Below are 18,382 nucleotides of genomic sequence, written 5' to 3'. Positions count from 1 at the left end.
TGCCCAGCCGAGCGCCTTTGCAACAGCTTATTCGACCCGGCATTTTACCGGAATTCACCGGGACAAGCCCGACTTTCCGGTGGCGGGCCGCGCGCCCTGAGACCGGGACTTATTTCATTTCGACAACAAATGCCTGAAGCCGGGCCAGATCGAGATGGTAATGACACAACTCCACCCACTGGCCATCGCCACCCTGCCCCATCAGCACCGGCACCAGTTCGTCATAGCGGGCGACCAGCGCCTCGTCGGCATCGACATCGATCATCTCGATACTGGCGGGCGTCGCTCCCAGGGCCTGGCGCAGGGCATCGCGCAGGTCTTCGCACAGATGGCAGTAGCTGCGCGAATAGATGATGAAGTGCAAGGGATGAGGGGTGGTCATAGGCTCATATGAAAGTTTTTTCCTCGGCACGGCGGATCACCAAGGAAAAAGGCTGCGGTCCCGAGGAACCGCAGCCTTCATGCTGAAGTTTCTGGCAATTTTTCGGGAAGACTTCCCGCCTCAGTTGCCGCCGTTCGGACGCAGCGGCACGAACTGCGAGGCGTCGCCACGGCGCACCAGCACGGCCGCGCGCTTCTTGGCATCGAGCTTGGCCACCAGCTGGGCGAACTGCTTGCTGTCGTTGATATCGACTTCGTTGAGACGCTGGATCACGTCGCCCGGACGGATGCCGGCTGCGGCAGCAGCACCGCTGACGGCTTCCACCAGCACGCCATTATCGACCTTCAGGTCCTTCTTCTGCGCGTCGCTCAGATCGCTCACCACCAGGCCCAGAGCATTGGGGGCATTGTCGGGCTTGGCCTTCTTTTCCTCGGCCTGCTTGGGCTTGTCGGCTTCCAGCTCGACCACGGTCACGGTGACATCGCGGGCACTGCCCTTGCGCCAGATATTGACGGTCGCCTTGGCACCCGGCTTGGTGGAGCCGACCATGCGCGGCAGGTCGCTGGGGCGCTCGATGGTCGCACCGTTGTACTTCAGGATGATGTCACCCGCTTCCAGACCGGCCTTCTCTGCCGGGCCACCGGCTTCCACCCGCTGCACCAGGGCGCCCTGGGCGCGCGCCAGGCCCAGCGATTCGGCCACATCCTTGGTCACTTCGCCGATTTGCACGCCGATACGGCCACGTGTCACGCGCCCGCTGGTCTTCAACTGGTCGGCCACGCGCAACGCTTCATCGATGGGCACCGCAAAGGAGATGCCCATGAAACCACCGGAACGGCTGTAGATCTGCGAATTGATGCCGATCACTTCGCCCTTCAGGTTGATCAGCGGACCACCCGAGTTGCCGGGATTGACCGCCACGTCGGTCTGGATCAGCGGCAGGTAGTCGCCGGTATCGCGCGCCTTGGCCGAGACGATGCCGGCCGTGACGGTGTTTTCCAGGCCGAAGGGCGAGCCGATGGCCAGCACCCATTCACCCACGCGGATCTTGTCGGAGTCCCCCATGTTCAGGCGCGGCAGATTGCTGCCATCGATCTTGAGCACGGCGACATCGGTACGCGCATCCGAGCCGACGATCCTGGCCTTGAATTCACGTTTGTCGGTCAGGGTCACATAGACCTCGCTGGCACCATCGACCACGTGCGCATTGGTCATGATGAAACCGTCGGCCGAGATGATGAAGCCGGAACCCACGCCACGCGGCACTTCTTCCTGCTGGCCCTGACCGCCCTGCTTGCCGTTGCCGCGCGGGGTGCCCGGCTGCTGCTGGCGCGGAATGGGGATGCCGAAGAAGCGGCGGAAGAATTCCTGCATTTCCGGATCATCCATGCCACCCTGCCCCTGCGCATTCTGGCGCACGCGCTCGGTGGTACGGATGTTCACCACGGCCGGGCCGGTGCGCTCGACGATGTCGGCGAAATCAGGCAGCGCCGCCACCGCAGGCGAGGCCACCGGGGGCGCCGCCTGCACGGCCGGGGCAGCAGCAAGGACGGAAGCGGCCAGCATGGTGCTGACCAGGGTGTTCTTCATGGAAATCATTGCAACGGTCTCTTTTATTTGGATTTCAGTTCAATGGAATTGGCCACCTGGCTGATCGCAGCGGCGGGGACTTCTCCCACGACGGTCAGCCAGTAATCGCCCTGGCGACGTCCCAGGATATTCATGGCGCCCTGCTGCATCGTACCCTCTTCACGGCCCTGACTGCCCGGCTCGATGAAGACCGAAATGGCGGCCAGCCCGTCAGAAAACACGATCTGCAAGACCTCGCGCTCGGACGGACGATTCTGGGCCGGCGCCGCACCAGGCTCACCGCTATCGGAAATCATGCGCCGTACCTGCTGGATCTTGCGAAAGCCGGGCGGCGGCGCGACCTGCCAGGCCGACAAATCGGCCGGGACCATGGCCTCTTTCTCGATGCGCCAACCGCGCGTGTCCTTGTAAGTGGGGTTGACCCGGGCGCGATCAATGGCCCCGATGTCGATCTGGGTGAAGGCAATCTGTTCGATCACCTCGCCCCGGCCATCCAGCGTCTGCGCGCGCAACAGCAGGCCGGTGGCCTGGTCGGCGCAGAATCGATAACCGTAGCGCAGCTTGTCGCGCGGGGCCAGCACGATGGCCCGGCAACTGCGCCCGGCCACGCGCTCGTCGCCATCGGAGGCAAGCCGGTAGAAGCGCGCCAACTCTTCCGGGCGGGCATCGATGATGGCCGGGAAGGTGTCGCGCGTGACCCGCCGCTCCCTGCGCACGATGCGCTGGTCGGGATCGTAACTGGCCACCTGCTCGTTGTCGCGCACGAATTCGCGCGGCTTGCCGTCGAGCAATTCGAGTTTTTCCAGCTCACTCTTGCCGACCACCACGTGAGTGACCCGCGAACTGCGCATCTGCGCGGCCTGCTGGTAGACGAAACTGCCGGAATAATTGAGTCGCCGGGCGGCAGACTGCATTTTTTGCAGTTGCGCCAGCAATTCGGAAGAAGTGGAGGCTTCGCTGACCACAGTTGCTGAAACGCCATCCGCCGCTTCAGCGGATGGCGCCAAGGAGAACCCCAACAACGTGGTCAGCAAGCACAGTACGCCGTACAGACGCCCCGTCAGAGACATCTTACTTGTCTGCGTCCGAGGAGAAGGCTGCGGAACGGGCGTATTGCGCCGAACTGTAGGAAGGCGAGAAACGCTGATGGGCAAACAGGTAGTCGTCGATGCGCGGATCGCGCTTGACTTCCCCCTGCTGCGCCAGCGAGCTCAGCTGGTTCACGTTCTGCGGATTGCCATTGGTCTCGGCGACGGTGGCAATGGCCGAGGGCACGTTGACCGGCACCGAAGCCACCTGCGCCACCGGAGCGGCCATCTTGGCATCGGCCGTCACCACCGCCTGCTGCGGCATGGCCACGAACACCGCCGCCACGGCCGCTGCCGCCGCGGCAGCACTGGGCATGAGCAAACGCACCAGGCGACCGGGACGGCTCGCACGGTGGTCACCATTGGCGGCAACCTTGGCCGTGGCCACCGGCTGGACGGCTGGCGCAGCCACGGACGGCTGGGCCGCCGCAGCCTGAGGCGCGACGATGGTCGGCTCCGCATCGAGCAAGGCGCTCATCCTGGCCGAGAAGCCGGCACTCAGGGAGACATCCATCTCCTCCGAACGCAGCACCTCGCCGATGCGATGGTAATCCTCCCATGCGTCCCGGGCGTCCCTGGAAGAACGCAGGGCCGCGAAGGCAAGGGTCATTTCTTCAGAACCCAGCTCACCATCGGCGAGGGCTGAGATCTGTTCTTTGGTCGTTACTTTGGTATCCATGTGCAGTCACCCGGCAAATATCTTAGTTCCATACCCGCTTTATTATTTTCTTTTTAACAACAGGCTTGTGGCCTCATCACCAGCGCTTGTCCGCCGCCGTATCCAGCAGTGGACGCAACTTCTCGGCAATTGCTTCCCGCGCGCGGAAAATACGGCTGCGCACGGTGCCGATCGGACAATTCATCGCATCTGCAATCTCGTCGTAGCTCAACCCCTCGATCTCGCGCAACGTGATGGCAGTACGTAATTCTTCCGGCAATGCCTCCATTGCCACATTGACCGTCTGAGCAATCTGCTTGGTGGCCAACATCGACTCTGGAGTGTTGATGTCCCTCAGATGGTCTGCATCGTCAAAAGTTTCAGCTTCTTCTGCATCTGCTTCTGTCGAAGTTGGCGCCCTGCGCCCCATGGTGACCAAATAGTTCTTTGCAGTGTTGATACCGATACGGTAAAGCCAGGTATAGAAGGCAGAATCCCCACGGAATTGCGGCAGCGCACGATAGGCCTTGATGAAGGCTTCCTGCACCACGTCTTCGGCTTCGGCCTGGTCACGCACCAGGCGCGACACCAGGCGCATCAGCTTGCGTTGATACTTGACTACCAATAGCTCGAACGCCTTCTTGTCGCCACGCTGGACGCGCTCAACAAGCTGTTGGTCAATTTCGCGTTCTGTCGTCAAACCGGGTTCCTTGTTTTTTATGGCCGTGTTGTTTTATCGTCATTGCCTCGTGCAGATGCTTCCAGCTCGGCAATTTTCAAGCCCGTCAGCCTTATTTTTCCAGCAGCCTTGCCTTGGCGGTATTGTGACTGATCAGCCAACGACATGCCACGGAAAGTGCACGGAATGTATCTTCGGAGACCGAATCCGTCAGGATGGGGATGGTGCGCGTCCTGCCGTTTTCCAGGCGCAGGCGCAGAAACAGCATTCCTGGCCAGATGGTACTGCCGGCCAGCAGTTGGGCCAGGCCGGCTTTCATGACTTGCGGCTTGGCGCGCGCCGAGGGAAGCAGGTGCTCCACCACACGGATCTGCCCGGTGCCGGAGATATGCAGCCAGATGACCTTGCGGTCCCGCAACACCAGCACCAGCGCGAGGGCGGCGGCCAGTACGCAGGCCACGGCCAGGGCGATGCGCAACACCCAGGAGAGCGAACCCGGCATCCCGAAGGCCAGCGCGACACCAGTGAGCGCCACGCACACACAGGCGAGGACGGTGACCAACAAAAGCAGGCGGGAAGGTTTGATATCCGCGGAAACTGCGATCGACATGAGATACCCGGAGCAAGGAGCGCCATCCATACAATGAGCGCCGTTAAAACGACAAACCCGGCTTCCGAAGAAGCCGGGTCTTGCATTTTACATCTTGCCGATGACCAGGGTACCGTTGGTGCCGCCGAACCCGAAGGAGTTCTTGACGGCAATATCGATCTTCATGTCCCGCGCCTGGTTGGCGCAGTAATCCAGATCGCACTCCGGATCCTGGTTGAAGATGTTCATCGTCGGCGGCGACACCTGATTGTGCACTGCCAGCACGGTCAACACCGTTTCCAGGCCACCGGCACCACCCAGCAGGTGACCGGTCATGGACTTGGTCGAATTAACAACCATCTTGTAAGCATGGTCGCCGAATGCGGCCTTGATCGCGTCGGATTCGTTCTTGTCGCCCAGGGGCGTCGACGTACCGTGCGCGTTCAGGTACTGCACTTCATCCGGATTGACGCCGGCGTCGCGCAGTGCATTGAGCACGCAGCGGCGCGGACCATCCAGGTTGGGCGCAGTCATGTGGTAGGCATCGCCGCTCATGCCGAAGCCGAGCAGTTCTGCATAGATCTTGGCACCACGGGCCTTGGCGTGTTCGTACTCTTCGAGCACCATCACGCCGGCACCCTCGCCCAGCACGAAACCGTCGCGATCCTTGTCCCAGGGGCGGGACGCGGTCGCAGGATCATCGTTGCGGGTCGACAGTGCGCGCGCCGAAGCAAAACCACCGATGCCCAGCGGCGAAACGCTGGATTCGGCGCCGCCGGCCACCATTACGTCCGCATCACCGTACATGATCATGCGTGCGGCAGAGCCGATGCAATGCAGGCCGGTGGTGCAGGCGGTGACGATGGCCAGGTTGGGGCCCTTCAGACCGAACTTGATGGACAAGTTGCCCGAGATCATGTTGATGATCGAGGCCGGAATGAAGAAGGGACTGATGCGGCGCGGACCACGGTTGGTCAGTTCGGCGTGGGTTTCTTCGATCAGCGGCAAGCCACCAATGCCCGAACCGATCATGACGCCAATGCGCTCGGCATTCTCATCGGTCACCGTCAATCCACTGTCCTGCATGGCCTGGATACCGGCGGCCATGCCATAGTGAATGAAGGTATCCATATGACGCGCTTCCTTGGCGGGGATGTAATCCTCGATATTGAAGCCCTTGACTTCACCGGCGAAGTGCGTGGTGAAGGGGGTTGCGTCGAACTTGGTGACGGTAGCGATGCCGGACTTGCCTTCCTTGATGGCACTCCACGTATCGGCGACGTTGTTGCCGACAGGCGAGATACATCCCAGGCCGGTAATGACTACACGACGTTCACGAGTACGGCTCAAGCAATTCTCCTGAAACTTTGACCAAAACCCTTATCAGGCCTTGACTTGCGACTTTGCGTAGTCGATCGCCTGTTGCACGGTGGTGATCTTTTCAGCTTGTTCGTCGGGGATTTCCATTTCGAACTCATCTTCCAGTGCCATGACCAGCTCGACGGTGTCCAGCGAGTCGGCGCCCAGGTCGTCCACGAACGACGATTCGTTCTTGATGTCGGCTTCGGCGACGCCCAGTTGCTCAGCGACGATCTTCTTCACGCGTTGTTCGATATCGGACATAGTGTTCCTCCAGAGGGATGATAGGTTACAAAAGTGCGCGCATTTTAGCAGGTTTGCGCGCGGAAAATTTACTTTTAACTATTCCTGGCAAGATTGTGCCAAGTCCAGCTTAACTGCAAACAAAAGTCGTCAAAAGGACTTGAATCAAGCCCCCAAGACTTACTTAACCCATGTACATGCCGCCATTGACATTGAGCGTCGTACCGGTGATGTAGGCCGCTTGCGGGGAGGCCAGGAAGGCCACCGCATAGGCGATTTCCTCGGCCGCCCCCAGCCGGCCCAGCGGGATCTGCTGCAGGATGGCGGCGGACTGCTGTTCGTTCAGCGCCTTGGTCATGTCGGTATCGATGAAACCGGGCGCGACGCAGTTCACGGTGATGTTGCGGCTGCCGATCTCGCGCGCCAGCGCGCGGCTCATGCCGGCCACACCAGCCTTGGCGGCGGCGTAGTTCATCTGGCCGGGATTGCCGGCCTCGCCCACCACGGAAGTGATGTTGATGATGCGGCCGGTACGGGCCTTCATCATGCCGCGCAGCACGGCGCGCGAGAGGCGACCGACGGCGGTCAGGTTGGTGGCGATGACGCTGTCCCACTCCTCGTCCTTCATGCGCATGGCCAGTTGGTCCTGGGTGATGCCGGCATTGTTGACCAGGATGGAGAGTGCGCCAAATTCCTTCTGCACCTGCTCCACGAGGGCCACGCTGGCTTCTGCGTCGTTGACGTTGAGGACCGCACCACGTCCGGCTTCCGGTCCCAGTGCTGCCAGGTACTCGCTGATGGCGGCCGCACCCGATTCCGAAGTGGCCGTACCGACCACCTTGGCGCCCTGCTTTGCCAGCTCGGTAGCGATGGCTCGGCCAATACCGCGCGACGCGCCGGTCACCAGGGCAACCTGGCCTTGCAGATTCTGTGCACTCATTTCAGCAACTCCAATACTTTGTTCAGGGATTCCTGGTCGACGATGGCCTCACCCACCAGCTCGCCATTGATGCGCTTGGTCAGGCCGGTCAACACCTTGCCCGGACCGCATTCGATCAGGTGGGTGACGCCGTCGGCACCCATCTTTTGCACCGTCTCGACCCAGCGCACGGGCGCGGCCGCCTGGCGCACCAGGGCATCCTTGATGGCAGCCGGATCATTGACCACGGCCACGTCGACGTTGTTGATCAGCGGGATCTGCGGGGCGGAAAACGCCACGTTGGCCAGATAGGCTTGCAGGCGATCCGAAGCCGGCTTCAAGAGCGAGGAGTGGAACGGCGCCGACACCGGCAGCGGCAATGCGCGCTTGGCACCCTTGGCCTTGGCGATGTCGCAGGCACGACCGACAGCAGCCTTGTGGCCAGCGATCACGACTTGTGCAGGAGCGTTGAAATTGACGGCTTCGACCACTTCACCTTGCGCCGCTTCGGCGCAGGCCGCACGCACATCCTCATCGGAAAGGCCGAGAATGGCCGCCATGCCGCCCTGCCCGACCGGCACGGCTTCCTGCATGGCTTGCGCGCGGAAGCGCACCAGCGGCACCGCATCCTTGAAGGCGATCACGCCAGCGGCGACCAGCGCCGAGTATTCGCCCAGGCTGTGGCCGGCGACCAGTGCCGGCGCCTTGCCGCCTGCGGCCAGCCAGGCACGATAGAAGGCCACGGCAGCCGTCAGCATGACGGGCTGGGTGTTGGTAGTCAGGTCCAGGTCTTCCTTGGGACCTTCAGCGATGAGCTTGCCCAGGTCGAATTGCAGTGCGTCGGAAGCTTCAGCGACGGTCTGGCGAACGACTTCATTGTCGGCGAAGCCATTGAGCATCCCGATGGCCTGCGAACCCTGGCCCGGGAAAACGAAAGCAAATGTTGTCATGCTTGGATGTAGGTAAATTGGATGAAAATGCAGGAAATCGATGAAGCCAGTGAACGAAAGGACTACATCAGCAGCCCCTCCCTGCCCGCTTTACATGCGCACCAGCACGGCGCCCCAGGTGAAGCCGCCGCCGACGCCTTCCATCATGACGGTGTGGCCCGGCTGGATGCGACCATCGCGCACCGCCTGGTCCAGCGCCAAGGGAATCGAGGCCGCCGAGGTATTGCCGTGTTCGGCCACGGTGACCACCATCTTTTCCAGCGGCAGGCCCATCTTTTTGGCCGTGCCCTGCATGATGCGGATATTGGCCTGGTGCGGCACCAGCCAGTCGACCTCGGTGGATTGCATCCGGGCCGCTTCCAGCGCTTCGCGCGCCACCTTGTCCAGCAGGGAAACGGCCAGCTTGAAGACCGCCGGGCCGTCCATGTACAGGTAGGCGCTGCCAGCGACGGCGCCGTTGTTGACACTGCCCGGCACGCACAGGATGTGGCCATGGCTGCCATCGGCGTGCAGCTTGGTCGCCAGCACGCCTGGCTCCTGCGAGGCGCTCATGACGATGGCGCCGGCGCCGTCGCCGAAGAGCACGCAGGTGGTGCGATCCTTGAAATCCAGAATGCGCGAGAACACTTCGGCACCAATGACCAGAACGTTCTTGTGCGCACCCGATTTGATGAAGCTGTCTGCCACCGACATGGCGTAGACGAAACCGCTGCAGACGGCCTGCACATCCATGGCCGGCGCGCCATTGGTGATGCCCAGCTTGCGCTGGACCACACAGGCGGTGCTCGGGAAGCCACCCAGGTGATCCGGGGTGGAGGTGGCCATGATGATCAGGTCGATGTCATTGGGCTGCATGCCGGCCGCTTCCAGGGCGCGCTGCGCCGCCTGCAGGGCGAGGTCGCTGGAGAGCTGGGTGGGTTCGGCATAGTGGCGCGCGGAAATGCCGCTGCGCGTGACGATCCATTCGTCCGAGGTCTCGATGCCCTGCTCGGCCAGCTGCGCGGCCAGCTCATGGTTGGTGACGCGCTTGGCCGGCAGGTAGCTGCCGGTGCCGACGATTTTGCTGTAAGTGGTCATGCCGTCTTCTTGCTCTGTTAGTTCGGTTGATCCAGGGAGACCGGCGCCGGCTCGAAAGCCTTGGCAGCGGCCTCGGCCGTGCGCCCCTGCTCCTGGGGCATCAGCTCCGCCATGCTGGCGGCAATACGGGCGAGCACATCATACTTGGCCGCGTCATAGGCGCGGCGGATGGCCCATTCGAAAGCATAGACATCGGCCCCGCCGTGGCTCTTGAAGACCAGGCCCTTCAGGCCCAGCAAACTGGCGCCATTGTAGCGGGAAGGGTTGAGGCGGCGCGACAGTGCCTTGATGGCGCCATAGGCGATCAGGGCGCCGAGCTTGTTGATCAAGCCCTTCTTGAATTCGCTGGTGAGCACCTGCTTGACGAAGCGCCCCAGCCCTTCGGAGGCTTTCAGGGTCACGTTGCCCACGAAACCATCGCACACCACCAGGTCGGTCGTGCCTTCGAAGATGTCATTGCCTTCCACGTTGCCGTAGAAGTTGAGAATACCCTTCTCATGATCGGCGCGCAGCAGGCCGGCGGTCGCCTTGACCAGCTCGTTGCCCTTCATGTCTTCCTCACCCACGTTCAGCAGGCCCACGGTCGGCTTGGCCTTGCCTTCCATGACCGCCACCAGGGCCGAGCCCATGAGTGCAAATTGATGTAAATGCTGTGGCTCGCAGTCGACGTTGGCGCCGAGGTCGAGCATATAGGTGGGGCCATCCTTCTGGTTGGGCAGGATGGTGCAGATGGCCGGACGGTCCACGCCCGGCAGGGTTTTCAATACGTAGCGCGAGACCGCCATGAGGGCGCCGGTGTTACCGGCCGAGACGGCGGCGTGGGCCTGCCCTTCCTTGACCAGGGTCACGGCCACGCGCAGGGAAGAATCCTTCTTGCGGCGCAGGGCGACCTCGATCGGGTCGTCCATGGTCACCACTTCGGTGGCGTTGTGAATGCGGATGCGGGTTTCGCCGGCCAGCTTGTATTTCTTCAGCAGCGGCTGCAGCACGGCTTCCTGGCCGACCAGGATCAGCTCTGCATCAGGTTGGCGCTTGAGGAAGGAGGCAGCGGCCGGGAGCGTGACTGACGGGCCATGATCGCCACCCATGCAGTCGATTGAAATTTTGATGGTCATCGATTTGATTCTGAGCCTTGCCAGCCCACATTATGAGGCAGATTGGAGAGCCTTCAAAATCGCACACTAGGTCAGCGCGCCAGATGAAGCTTCACGCAAGCAGGCAGGCGGGTCCGCTGACAGATGCCGCGGACATAAAAAAGCGGCGCAAAATGAACCTCCTGAAACAGAAGCTCATTGCGCCGCTTTTCTCCAAAAACAGCAAGCTCAATGAATGAGATTACTCGTCGTTCTTGGTCTTCAGCACCTTGCGACCACGGTAGAAACCGTTGGGGCTGATGTGGTGACGCAGGTGGGTTTCACCAGTCGTCGGCTCCACAGCCAGCGGGGGTGCAGTCAGAAAGTCGTGTGCACGGTGCATACCGCGCTTGGACGGGGTCTTTTTGTTCTGTTGAACGGCCATGATTACTCCTAAACCTTACTTAAGATTGAAAATTTTAACACATAGGATTCCCGTTTTAGGTAAACCCGCTGTGCCGCTGCCCGGCCTTTGCCAGACATTCCCCAACAATACTTGTTACTGCTTTAACTTCTTCAGTACCTCAAACGGGGAAGCCCGTTCAGCACCTTTGGCCTCGGCCGCCACGCCACCATCAGGACAGACGTCATGCTTGGGCGCCACCGGCAAGGCCAGCAACGCTTCGTCTTCGATCAGGTAGTTCACGTCGAAGGCGGCTGATCCGACGATGACATCGATCTCGTCATCGTCCAGCAGTTCTTCGATGGTGTCGGCTTGCGCCTCATCTTTTGCCAATACCAGCAGCGACTTCGAATCAATCTCGAAATTCAATGCCGTCAGGCAACGCTGACAGATCAGATTAACTGCACCCGACACTGCCAGACTGAGTTGAGCATGCCCCAGCTTGTCGATATCGCCGGACAGAGCCCAGTGAATCGTGCCGGAACGGTCAACCGTCTCTTGCGCCAGACGACCTAATTCAGCAACCGGAATCTCACCCTGCGCCTGCTGTTTCAGCCTGCAGAATTCGAACGCGTCGATAACAAATGCATTCATAGCCAAAGCAGAATCCGGAAAACCTGCGATCATAACAGAAAATTTCCTTACCAGTCAAAGCCTTAGCGCACCACCTGCGTTCGACGCGCAAAAAAAAATTCGCCTCGGGAGGCAATAAAGCCGCTTGGGCGAGGTTTTTCGGCCAAAATCCGGGTTTTACTTGCCAACAACATCACACTCACCGTTGCCGATATGTCGCAAAATCACACCAACCTCTCGCCATTACGGCTCATCCTCGGCTCCAGTTCGGTCTATCGCAAAGAACTGCTGAGCCGCCTCGGCCTGCCCTTCGAGAGCATGGCACCGGACATCGACGAAACCCCGCAACCTGGCGAAACACCCGAAGCCACCGCCCTGCGCCTGGCACGCGACAAGGCCGCCGCCATTGCTGCGCGCGTCGGCCCGGCCCTGGTGATCGGCTCGGACCAGGTCGCCACGCTGGACGGCCTGCAAATCGGCAAGCCCGGCAACCACGCCAATGCCTTAAAACAATTACAACTGATGCGCGGGCGCGAAGTCATTTTTCACACGGCGCTGTGCCTGTGGGATAGCCGCCAGCGTGATGCTGCTGCGGCGGCGCAAGTAGTTAATGTGCAGACGCTGGTACGCTTCCGCGATCTGGATGACACCGAGCTGGATGCCTATCTGAAGATCGAGCAACCCTACGACTGTGCCGGCAGCGCCAAGAACGAAGGCTTGGGCATTGCCATTCTGGAGAGCATCCGCAGCGACGATCCCACCGCCCTCACCGGGCTGCCCCTGATCACCCTGACCAGCATGCTGCGACGGGCCGGCGTGAGCTTCTTCGCCGCCGCTGACGCGGCTCAGTAATTGCGGCTCAGTAATTGCGGCGCGGGTAACCTTCGGCCAGGATGCGCTGCCAGACCACTTCGCGCTGCTCCTTGTCCATGAACACCCATTGCGCCACCTCATCGACGGTACGGCCGCAGCCGCGGCAGACATCGTCGAAGGTGGTGGAGCACACGGCCACGCAAGGCGTGTCGGGGCGCTCGGGCGCGGATGAGACGGCGGACGGCGAAAGAGAGCTGGGAGACATTGAGCGAATCTGAATAGGGAAGATGAAGCATGGGACAAGCGAATTGCCCGGTATCCGGGAAAACCCTTCACTTGCAAAGGCTGCGAGTCCCCCATCTTACCAAGAACCGGTGACGGCCTCCCCCTGCTGATCGAAGGGATAGGCAAAGCCGCCCCCCCCCCTCCTTGAGCTCCACGCCCGAATCAAAAGACAAAAAAAAGCCCGCGACCATGAGGTGCGGGCTTGAATCCAATTTCTTAAGGAGGAGATTGGAGGAGACAGGTGCAACTATAGCGATGCACCCCGACGGAGTCTGCTTTATTGTGGCAATAGCAGATATTCACGCCCCTCATATCTCACCGCCGAACTGTGCCACAACGGCACCACCCCTGCGCCCCTTCACAACTTCACGCTGCGAACCAGACACCTTGCGCAGCAGAGGTCACCGGCCTGGGCGGATTGCCGCCCTTGCGGTCACAGGCTTGCAGCGACAGCAGAGCGGATACCAGCAAAATCAGCGCATTCGTTCTCATCACAGCCTCCCAGAATGAATTCTCTTGCACAGAATGCCACCTTCCGCCTGCCCTGCCCGCCTGTCAAGCCGATCAGGCGGCGCTACGGAGGCTGCCCAGTACGCCAGATGCCGGTACGGCACGCGCGGCAGCCAGGTTTTTCTCGTAGAGCGCGGCGATCATGTCCGACTGGGTCAGCATGCCGGCCAGCTTGCCGTCGGCCTGCACGACCGGAATCTGATGCAGCCCATCGGCCATGCGCGGCACCAGCTCCAGCAAGGGCGTATCGACCCGGGCGGTGATGACCGGGCGACTCATGATCTGACCCACGACTTCAGGCTTGTCCGAATGGGAGAACGGCACCCGGTGCAGCAAGCGGCGCAATTGCGCCGCCAGCCCGGTGTGCACTTCCACACCGGCATGGTCGAGGAAGTCGGTACGACTGACGATGCCGATCACATGCCGGCCGCGATCGAGTACGGGCAAGGCGCGCAGTCGGTGCTGCTGCAACAGGCGCCAGGCCTCGTCCAGACCGGTGGCGAACTCCACCGCCACCACGTCGCGCGACATCACGGCCGCACACAGGGTCTGACCGAAGCGGCGGTGATAGGCCCGCATCTCGGTTTGCAGGAAGATCTCTTCCAGGTCGTCGCGGCCGATGTCGAGCACCTGATTGAAATTCTTCAATACCTCGTCCAGATCGTCAGGCGAGAACCCCAGCCGTGTCATCGGCAATTCATCCCGCGTCTGGTGCGGATGGGGTGCAGCGCTGTGCTGGGCATGCGGATAGCGGCGCCCGCTGGCATTGTTGTAGAACAGGGCCGCAGCCAGCAGCAGCGCCGAATTGAGCAGCACCGGCGAAAGCACGAAGGCATAGCCCATGTCATGCACTACCGGCCCGCCCAGCACCGCGGTCAAGGCGACCGCCCCGCTGGGCGGGTGGATGCAGCGCAGCACGAACATGCCGCCGATGGCCAAGGCAATGGCCAGCGCCGCCGCCAAGGCCGGTTCCTGCACCAGCTTCGCGCAGGTCACGCCGATGAGCGCCGCCCACAGGTTGCCGCCCATGATCGACCAGGGCTGCGCCAGAGGACTGGAGGGGACCGCAAAGAGCAGCACCGCCGATGCCCCCATCGGCGCGATCAGCCAGATGGTGTGTGCTTCGTGCGGCAGCAGCGCATAGCTGATCAGGCCGACCAGCAGAATGCCGAACAGACTGCCGGCACACGCACGCATGCGCTCGAAGCGATCGACATTGGACTTGGCAGGAATAAAACTTTTCAACCACAGCAAGATAGAATCGGGCATATCCGTTCCGTGACGACGGTTCTCAACACGGCGCGTGGCGTGACAGCGCCCGCACCAACACCGCAATTACATCACAAGATGATATATATGTCCTGCTTACCGCTCTCCGTTTCCCCTCACTGCCCAGGCTTGTTCCGATGAGCGCCGCGCCCCGCCTGCAAAAGGATGATTTCGAGGCCTTGTCGGAATTTCGCTACCAATTGCGCCGTTTCCTGCGCTTTTCGGAAGATGCCGCCCAAAGCGAAGGGCTCACGCCGCTGCAATACCTGTTGCTGCTGCACATCAAGGGTTATCCCGGACGCGACTGGGCCAGCATCAGCGAACTGGCCGAGCGCCTGCAGGCCCAGCATCATGGCGTGGTGGCGCTGGTAACGCGCTGCGTGAAAGCCGGACTGGTCACGCGCACCCCGGACGACCGCGACAAGCGCCTGGTCCAGGTGCGCCTGACCGCGCTGGGCGAGCAATACCTGCATCGCCTGGCGCAGTTGCACCGCGATGAATTGCAGTCGCTGTCAGGCGTGTTCCAGGTCTCGTACATCTCGGCCTTCAACGACCGCGACTGACCCGGTGGCCGAGTCGGCGCAAGCGGGCTTGTGGATGTCCGCAGTCCGATCGGGGCAAGCTGCTGTTATGCTGGCGACAATTTCTCATCTCGCGCTCCAATGATCCGCAAAACTGCCCCCGCCGCCGCGCCCGTTCGCGCCATCACCAAGGAAGACGTGGCGCGCGCCGCCGGGGTGTCGCACATCACGGTTTCGCGGGTCATCAATACGCCTGAAAAGGTCTCCCCCGCTACGCGCGAACGGGTCGAAGCCTTCATCAGCAGCATGGGCTACATTCCCAACATGCTGGCCGGCGGGCTGGCCTCGCGCCGTACGCGCATCGTGGCGGCCATCGTGCCGACCATCAGCCATTCGATCTTTGCCGAGACCGTGCGCGGCCTGTCCGAGCAACTGAGCCTGCAGGGCTACCAGTTGCTGCTGGGACAGACCAATTATTCGGAAGAAGCGGAAACCGGCCTGGTGGAAGCCTTCATCGGCCGCCGCGTCGATGGCCTGGTGCTGACCGGCGTGCAGCATTCGCTGCGCACGCGCCAGCGCCTCAAGGCGGCCGGCATTCCGGTGGTGGAAACCTGGGACTGGAGCACGCAGCCCATCGACATGCTGGTGGGCTTTGACAACCACGCCGCCGGGCAGGCCATGGGCGAGTATCTGGTCCGCAAGGGCTATCGCCGCATGGCCTTCGTGGGCGGCGACGACCCCCGCGGCCTGGCGCGTTTTGCCGGCATGCGTGCTGCCCTGCTGGCGCAGGGCACGCCCGAGCCGGTGCACCTGGTGGTGCCGATGGGCAGCTTCCTGCAGGCCGGGCGCGAAACCCTCGGTCGCCTCCTTGCCTTGCAACCTGACATCGAGGCCGCTTTCTTCAGCAACGACGTCATGGCCGCCGGCGCTGCGCTGGAATGCGCGCGACGCGGCATCGCGGTACCGCAGCGCATGGCGCTGGCCGGTTTTGCCAATCTGGAGATCGCAACCGAAGTCCTGCCCGCACTCACCACGGTGCAGATCAGTGCGCACCAGATTGGCCTGACGGCGGCCGAGATGCTGCTCACCCGCTTCGACGGCCAGCCAGTCCCGCAGCCCGTCTGCGACCTCGGCTATTGCATCCTGGAACGCGACAGCGCCTGAGGCTCAGGGCTCTTCCAGCTCTTCGCCCGCCAGTTCGACCCGATTGCGCCCCAGACGCTTGGCCCGATAGAGGGCGATATCGGCACGCTTGGTCAGCCGGTCCAGCGCCTCGCCAGCGGTCAGGGCCGCCACACCGAAACTGGCCGTGACCGTGATCCGCCGCTCCTGCTCGACCTCGAACACGCGCTCCTGCAACGCCGCGCGCAGCTTCTCGGCCACGGCGGCGGCCTGCGCCAGGTCGGATTCGGGCAGCAGGATGATGAATTCCTCGCCGCCGTAGCGCGCCAGCACATCGACCTTGCGCAGCGACTGCGCCACGCACTGGCTCACCCCGATCAGGATGGCATCGCCGGCCTGGTGGCCGTAGGTATCGTTGATACGCTTGAAGTGGTCGATATCGAACAGCACCACCGACACCGCCCGTCCGTAACGCCGCGCCACACCCAACTGCTGGTCGGCATGGGTATAGAAGGCGCGCCGGTTCAGCACGCCAGTCAGGAAATCGGTGTTGGAAGAAGCCTGCAATTGCGTGATCAGAGCCTCACGCTCCCTGGCCAGGCTGTTGCGCTCACCCATGCGCTGCTTGAGCACGTGCAAGGCGCGCATCATGGCGCCGATTTCATCCTGATGGCGCGCCTGCGGAATCTCCTGCTCCAGCTTGCCCTCCACCAGGCCCGCGACCAGATCGGTGGCCTGCACCAGCGGACGCACCACGCGTCGCGCGATGAGCACCATGAGCATCTGGAAGAACAGGCAGGCCAGCAAGGTCAGGCTTACCACCAGGATCAGCAGGTCGCGGGCGCGGGTGCTGTGGCGCTCGGCCTGCTTCAGCAGATCACTCATGAGCAGGTCGCGCAGATCGGTGATGGATGCCATCTGGGGGACGTAGAACTTGAGAAGATCGTCGGGCGTGACGCCATATTCACCGGCCTTGAGCCCGATCTGCAGCAAAAAATCGAGGAACTGGAAGCCGCTGTCGAAATATTCCTTTTCCACCCTGTCCACGGCCGAGGCGAATGCGGGATCGCGACTGTAACTGGCCACCTGCCCGGCAATGAAGGTCCGCAGCAACTCGATGCGCCCGTAGAGACGCCCGATCTCGATGACTTCATCCTGGGTCAGCTGGCGATGCGCGATCAGGGGTGCGACGAAACGGGATCCCACCTGACCGGCATATTCGCGCAGGCTGGCGACCGCGCGCACGGCCGAGAGGCCATCGCGCAGCAAGGGATCGGCCCGGTCAGCCTCGTTGCTCAGATCGCTGACCACGCGCACCATCAGCGGCAGCAGATCGACCATGCTGCTCACGGCGGCCACCACCAGCACATCGCTGCGATCTTGCGGCGCCAGATGCGCCACCCGGTCGACATTGGCGCGCGCCGGGCCCAGCCCCTGCTGGACCAGGCGCACCTTGTCCAAGGCCCATGACTGGCGCAGCCGCGGATCGGCCTCCAGCGCCGTGCGCAACTGACTGAGAGCCGCATCGCTCTGGGTGCGGGCATTGGCCAGCCTGGCCTGCAGTGGCGCCGCAAGGGGCACTCCCGCTCCCATGGCGGCATTGGCCGGGCCGCGCTCGGCGGAAATCTTTTCCATGGCCAGCAGAGCCAGGCGCAACTTGCGCAGGGCCGGCACACTGTTGGCACCGCTGCGATAGGTATTCCACTCCATCCAGACCAGCGCTAGCGCGAACGCCAGAAACAGCGTCAGCAAGGCAATCGAGATCAGACGGAACAGACGATTCAGGGACATGATGAGCCCGCCATGAAAAGCAAACGCAGATACATGAGACGAATATATCAAGCTGCAGCCAAGGACGGCGCGGCCAGGTCGCGAGCGGGAAGAAATGTTGACCAGACTATCGCGGCGACGCCACGAAACCGGGAAAGCCCTCCCGGCAGATGGGACGAGCCTGGTGCGCACACGATGTTCTCCCCCTCGAAAAACATCCACTACGCAGGAAATGACAGTCGCGGCAACGCAATGCGCCCCGCGCGGAACCGACGGACAAAAAAATAAGGCCCTGAAAAAATCAGAGCCTTATCTCTACAACTGCTACAACCTGCAAGCCAACTGGCGGAGAGGGTGGGATTCGAACCCACGGTACGGGAAACCGTACGCCTGATTTCGAGTCAGGTACATTCGACCACTCTGCCACCTCTCCGGTCAACTTCGGTCGT

21 protein-coding genes and 1 tRNA gene are annotated in these 18,382 nt (G+C 62.1%); 3 read left to right on the top strand and 19 right to left on the bottom strand.

Features of this window, described 5'->3' with window-relative positions; translation table 11 throughout:
* Nucleotides 1-109: 109 nt before the first annotated feature.
* The 14 genes from HWE01_RS18580 to HWE01_RS18515 all read right to left on the bottom strand — a co-directional run bounded on the left by HWE01_RS18580 (nt 110) and on the right by HWE01_RS18515 (nt 11,697).
* Nucleotides 110-382: a glutaredoxin family protein gene (locus tag HWE01_RS18580; protein ID WP_008327979.1), complete on the bottom strand. Its 273-nt coding sequence runs from the start codon at nt 380-382 to the stop codon at nt 110-112.
* 120 nt (nt 383-502) lie between these two features.
* Nucleotides 503-1,981, bottom strand: a complete 1,479-nt coding sequence (locus HWE01_RS18575) for a DegQ family serine endoprotease (protein ID WP_175342399.1) — start codon at nt 1,979-1,981, stop codon at nt 503-505.
* A gap of 14 nt (nt 1,982-1,995) precedes the next feature.
* Nucleotides 1,996-3,042 carry a MucB/RseB C-terminal domain-containing protein gene (locus HWE01_RS18570; protein WP_034350198.1) on the bottom strand — a complete coding sequence of 349 codons (1,047 nt, stop codon included), beginning with the start codon at nt 3,040-3,042 and terminating at the stop codon, nt 1,996-1,998.
* Between the two features lies 1 nt (nt 3,043).
* Nucleotides 3,044-3,739 carry a sigma-E factor negative regulatory protein gene (locus HWE01_RS18565; protein ID WP_241822534.1) on the bottom strand — a complete coding sequence of 232 codons (696 nt, stop codon included), beginning with the start codon at nt 3,737-3,739 and terminating at the stop codon, nt 3,044-3,046.
* A gap of 76 nt (nt 3,740-3,815) precedes the next feature.
* Entirely contained in the window at nt 3,816-4,418 is a 603-nt protein-coding gene (rpoE, locus tag HWE01_RS18560) for an RNA polymerase sigma factor RpoE (protein ID WP_006463502.1), read from the bottom strand.
* Nucleotides 4,419-4,509: 91 nt separating this feature from the next.
* Entirely contained in the window at nt 4,510-5,007 is a 498-nt protein-coding gene (locus HWE01_RS18555; protein WP_034350197.1) for a protein YgfX, read from the bottom strand.
* An 87-nt stretch (nt 5,008-5,094) separates the two neighbouring features.
* The gene (gene fabF / locus HWE01_RS18550) at nt 5,095-6,336 is read right to left on the bottom strand and encodes a beta-ketoacyl-ACP synthase II (RefSeq protein ID WP_008327974.1); all 1,242 of its coding nucleotides are present in this window, start codon (nt 6,334-6,336) and stop codon (nt 5,095-5,097) included.
* 33 nt (nt 6,337-6,369) lie between these two features.
* Nucleotides 6,370-6,609, bottom strand: coding sequence for an acyl carrier protein (gene acpP, locus HWE01_RS18545; protein ID WP_006463505.1), 240 nt, complete (start codon nt 6,607-6,609; stop codon nt 6,370-6,372).
* A gap of 163 nt (nt 6,610-6,772) precedes the next feature.
* Complete coding sequence (gene fabG, locus HWE01_RS18540; protein ID WP_088753657.1) at nt 6,773-7,528, bottom strand: 3-oxoacyl-ACP reductase FabG; 756 nt, start codon at nt 7,526-7,528, stop codon at nt 6,773-6,775.
* Complete coding sequence (gene fabD, locus HWE01_RS18535) at nt 7,525-8,457, bottom strand: ACP S-malonyltransferase (RefSeq protein WP_241822533.1); 933 nt, start codon at nt 8,455-8,457, stop codon at nt 7,525-7,527. Before fabD ends, fabG begins: the two co-directional genes overlap by 4 nt.
* 90 nt (nt 8,458-8,547) lie before the next feature.
* Entirely contained in the window at nt 8,548-9,534 is a 987-nt protein-coding gene (locus HWE01_RS18530; protein WP_241822532.1) for a beta-ketoacyl-ACP synthase III, read from the bottom strand.
* A gap of 17 nt (nt 9,535-9,551) precedes the next feature.
* On the bottom strand, nt 9,552-10,649 hold the full coding sequence (plsX, locus tag HWE01_RS18525; RefSeq protein WP_008327966.1) for a phosphate acyltransferase PlsX: 1,098 nt from the start codon (nt 10,647-10,649) through the stop codon (nt 9,552-9,554).
* A gap of 220 nt (nt 10,650-10,869) precedes the next feature.
* Nucleotides 10,870-11,052 (bottom strand): 50S ribosomal protein L32, encoded by a 183-nt coding sequence (gene rpmF, locus HWE01_RS18520; RefSeq protein ID WP_006463510.1) that lies wholly within the window; start codon nt 11,050-11,052, stop codon nt 10,870-10,872.
* A gap of 114 nt (nt 11,053-11,166) precedes the next feature.
* Entirely contained in the window at nt 11,167-11,697 is a 531-nt protein-coding gene (locus HWE01_RS18515) for a YceD family protein (protein WP_241822531.1), read from the bottom strand.
* Nucleotides 11,698-11,856: 159 nt separating this feature from the next.
* On the opposite strand from HWE01_RS18515, the gene HWE01_RS18510 reads away from it, so the two are divergent.
* Nucleotides 11,857-12,495, top strand: a complete 639-nt coding sequence (locus tag HWE01_RS18510; protein ID WP_175342396.1) for a Maf-like protein — start codon at nt 11,857-11,859, stop codon at nt 12,493-12,495.
* Between the two features lie 7 nt (nt 12,496-12,502).
* Here HWE01_RS18510 and HWE01_RS18505 read toward each other — a convergent pair whose 3' ends face one another.
* The 3 genes from HWE01_RS18505 to HWE01_RS18500 all read right to left on the bottom strand — a co-directional run bounded on the left by HWE01_RS18505 (nt 12,503) and on the right by HWE01_RS18500 (nt 14,520).
* Nucleotides 12,503-12,721: a DUF1289 domain-containing protein gene (locus HWE01_RS18505; protein WP_241822530.1), complete on the bottom strand. Its 219-nt coding sequence runs from the start codon at nt 12,719-12,721 to the stop codon at nt 12,503-12,505.
* 386 nt (nt 12,722-13,107) lie between these two features.
* A complete protein-coding gene (locus HWE01_RS22890) occupies nt 13,108-13,233 on the bottom strand; it encodes a hypothetical protein (RefSeq protein ID WP_283817523.1) in 126 nt (41 codons plus the stop codon).
* 72 nt (nt 13,234-13,305) lie between these two features.
* The gene (locus HWE01_RS18500; RefSeq protein ID WP_241822529.1) at nt 13,306-14,520 is read right to left on the bottom strand and encodes an HPP family protein; all 1,215 of its coding nucleotides are present in this window, start codon (nt 14,518-14,520) and stop codon (nt 13,306-13,308) included.
* Between the two features lie 137 nt (nt 14,521-14,657).
* On the opposite strand from HWE01_RS18500, the gene HWE01_RS18495 reads away from it, so the two are divergent.
* Nucleotides 14,658-15,083, top strand: a complete 426-nt coding sequence (locus tag HWE01_RS18495) for a MarR family winged helix-turn-helix transcriptional regulator (RefSeq protein WP_008327948.1) — start codon at nt 14,658-14,660, stop codon at nt 15,081-15,083.
* A gap of 99 nt (nt 15,084-15,182) precedes the next feature.
* Complete coding sequence (locus HWE01_RS18490; protein ID WP_241822528.1) at nt 15,183-16,205, top strand: LacI family DNA-binding transcriptional regulator; 1,023 nt, start codon at nt 15,183-15,185, stop codon at nt 16,203-16,205.
* Between the two features lie 3 nt (nt 16,206-16,208).
* On the opposite strand, the gene HWE01_RS18485 is transcribed toward HWE01_RS18490, so the two are convergent.
* Nucleotides 16,209-17,954 (bottom strand): GGDEF domain-containing protein, encoded by a 1,746-nt coding sequence (locus tag HWE01_RS18485; RefSeq protein ID WP_241822527.1) that lies wholly within the window; start codon nt 17,952-17,954, stop codon nt 16,209-16,211.
* A gap of 322 nt (nt 17,955-18,276) precedes the next feature.
* Nucleotides 18,277-18,366: transfer RNA gene (locus tag HWE01_RS18480), tRNA-Ser, on the bottom strand.
* Nucleotides 18,367-18,382: the final 16 nt, after the last annotated feature.

The organism is Herbaspirillum sp. C7C8 (assembly GCF_022627875.1).
Classification (GTDB): Bacteria; Pseudomonadota; Gammaproteobacteria; order Burkholderiales; family Burkholderiaceae_D; genus Herbaspirillum.
The sequence above is the reverse complement of the archived record's forward strand: the minus strand, read 5'-3'. Positions and strand labels throughout refer to the sequence as shown.

Excerpts from the sequence above, each read along its gene's own strand:
- HWE01_RS18515 (WP_241822531.1), bottom strand. The coding sequence starts at position 11,697 with ATGATCGCAGGTTTTCCGGATTCTGCTTTGGCTATGAATGCATTTGTT.
- HWE01_RS18570 (WP_034350198.1), bottom strand. The coding sequence starts at position 3,042 with ATGTCTCTGACGGGGCGTCTGTACGGCGTACTGTGCTTGCTGACCACG.
- HWE01_RS18575 (WP_175342399.1), bottom strand. The coding sequence starts at position 1,981 with ATGATTTCCATGAAGAACACCCTGGTCAGCACCATGCTGGCCGCTTCC.
- plsX (WP_008327966.1), bottom strand. The coding sequence starts at position 10,649 with ATGACCATCAAAATTTCAATCGACTGCATGGGTGGCGATCATGGCCCG.
- fabG (WP_088753657.1), bottom strand. The coding sequence starts at position 7,528 with ATGAGTGCACAGAATCTGCAAGGCCAGGTTGCCCTGGTGACCGGCGCG.
- HWE01_RS18565 (WP_241822534.1), bottom strand. The coding sequence starts at position 3,739 with ATGGATACCAAAGTAACGACCAAAGAACAGATCTCAGCCCTCGCCGAT.
- HWE01_RS18485 (WP_241822527.1), bottom strand. The coding sequence starts at position 17,954 with ATGTCCCTGAATCGTCTGTTCCGTCTGATCTCGATTGCCTTGCTGACG.
- HWE01_RS18510 (WP_175342396.1), top strand. The coding sequence starts at position 11,857 with ATGTCGCAAAATCACACCAACCTCTCGCCATTACGGCTCATCCTCGGC.
- HWE01_RS22890 (WP_283817523.1), bottom strand. The coding sequence starts at position 13,233 with ATGAGAACGAATGCGCTGATTTTGCTGGTATCCGCTCTGCTGTCGCTG.
- HWE01_RS18580 (WP_008327979.1), bottom strand. The coding sequence starts at position 382 with ATGACCACCCCTCATCCCTTGCACTTCATCATCTATTCGCGCAGCTAC.
- rpmF (WP_006463510.1), bottom strand. The coding sequence starts at position 11,052 with ATGGCCGTTCAACAGAACAAAAAGACCCCGTCCAAGCGCGGTATGCAC.
- acpP (WP_006463505.1), bottom strand. The coding sequence starts at position 6,609 with ATGTCCGATATCGAACAACGCGTGAAGAAGATCGTCGCTGAGCAACTG.
- fabD (WP_241822533.1), bottom strand. The coding sequence starts at position 8,457 with ATGACAACATTTGCTTTCGTTTTCCCGGGCCAGGGTTCGCAGGCCATC.
- HWE01_RS18495 (WP_008327948.1), top strand. The coding sequence starts at position 14,658 with ATGAGCGCCGCGCCCCGCCTGCAAAAGGATGATTTCGAGGCCTTGTCG.
- HWE01_RS18530 (WP_241822532.1), bottom strand. The coding sequence starts at position 9,534 with ATGACCACTTACAGCAAAATCGTCGGCACCGGCAGCTACCTGCCGGCC.
- HWE01_RS18555 (WP_034350197.1), bottom strand. The coding sequence starts at position 5,007 with ATGTCGATCGCAGTTTCCGCGGATATCAAACCTTCCCGCCTGCTTTTG.
- HWE01_RS18500 (WP_241822529.1), bottom strand. The coding sequence starts at position 14,520 with ATGCCCGATTCTATCTTGCTGTGGTTGAAAAGTTTTATTCCTGCCAAG.
- HWE01_RS18490 (WP_241822528.1), top strand. The coding sequence starts at position 15,183 with ATGATCCGCAAAACTGCCCCCGCCGCCGCGCCCGTTCGCGCCATCACC.
- HWE01_RS18505 (WP_241822530.1), bottom strand. The coding sequence starts at position 12,721 with ATGTCTCCCAGCTCTCTTTCGCCGTCCGCCGTCTCATCCGCGCCCGAG.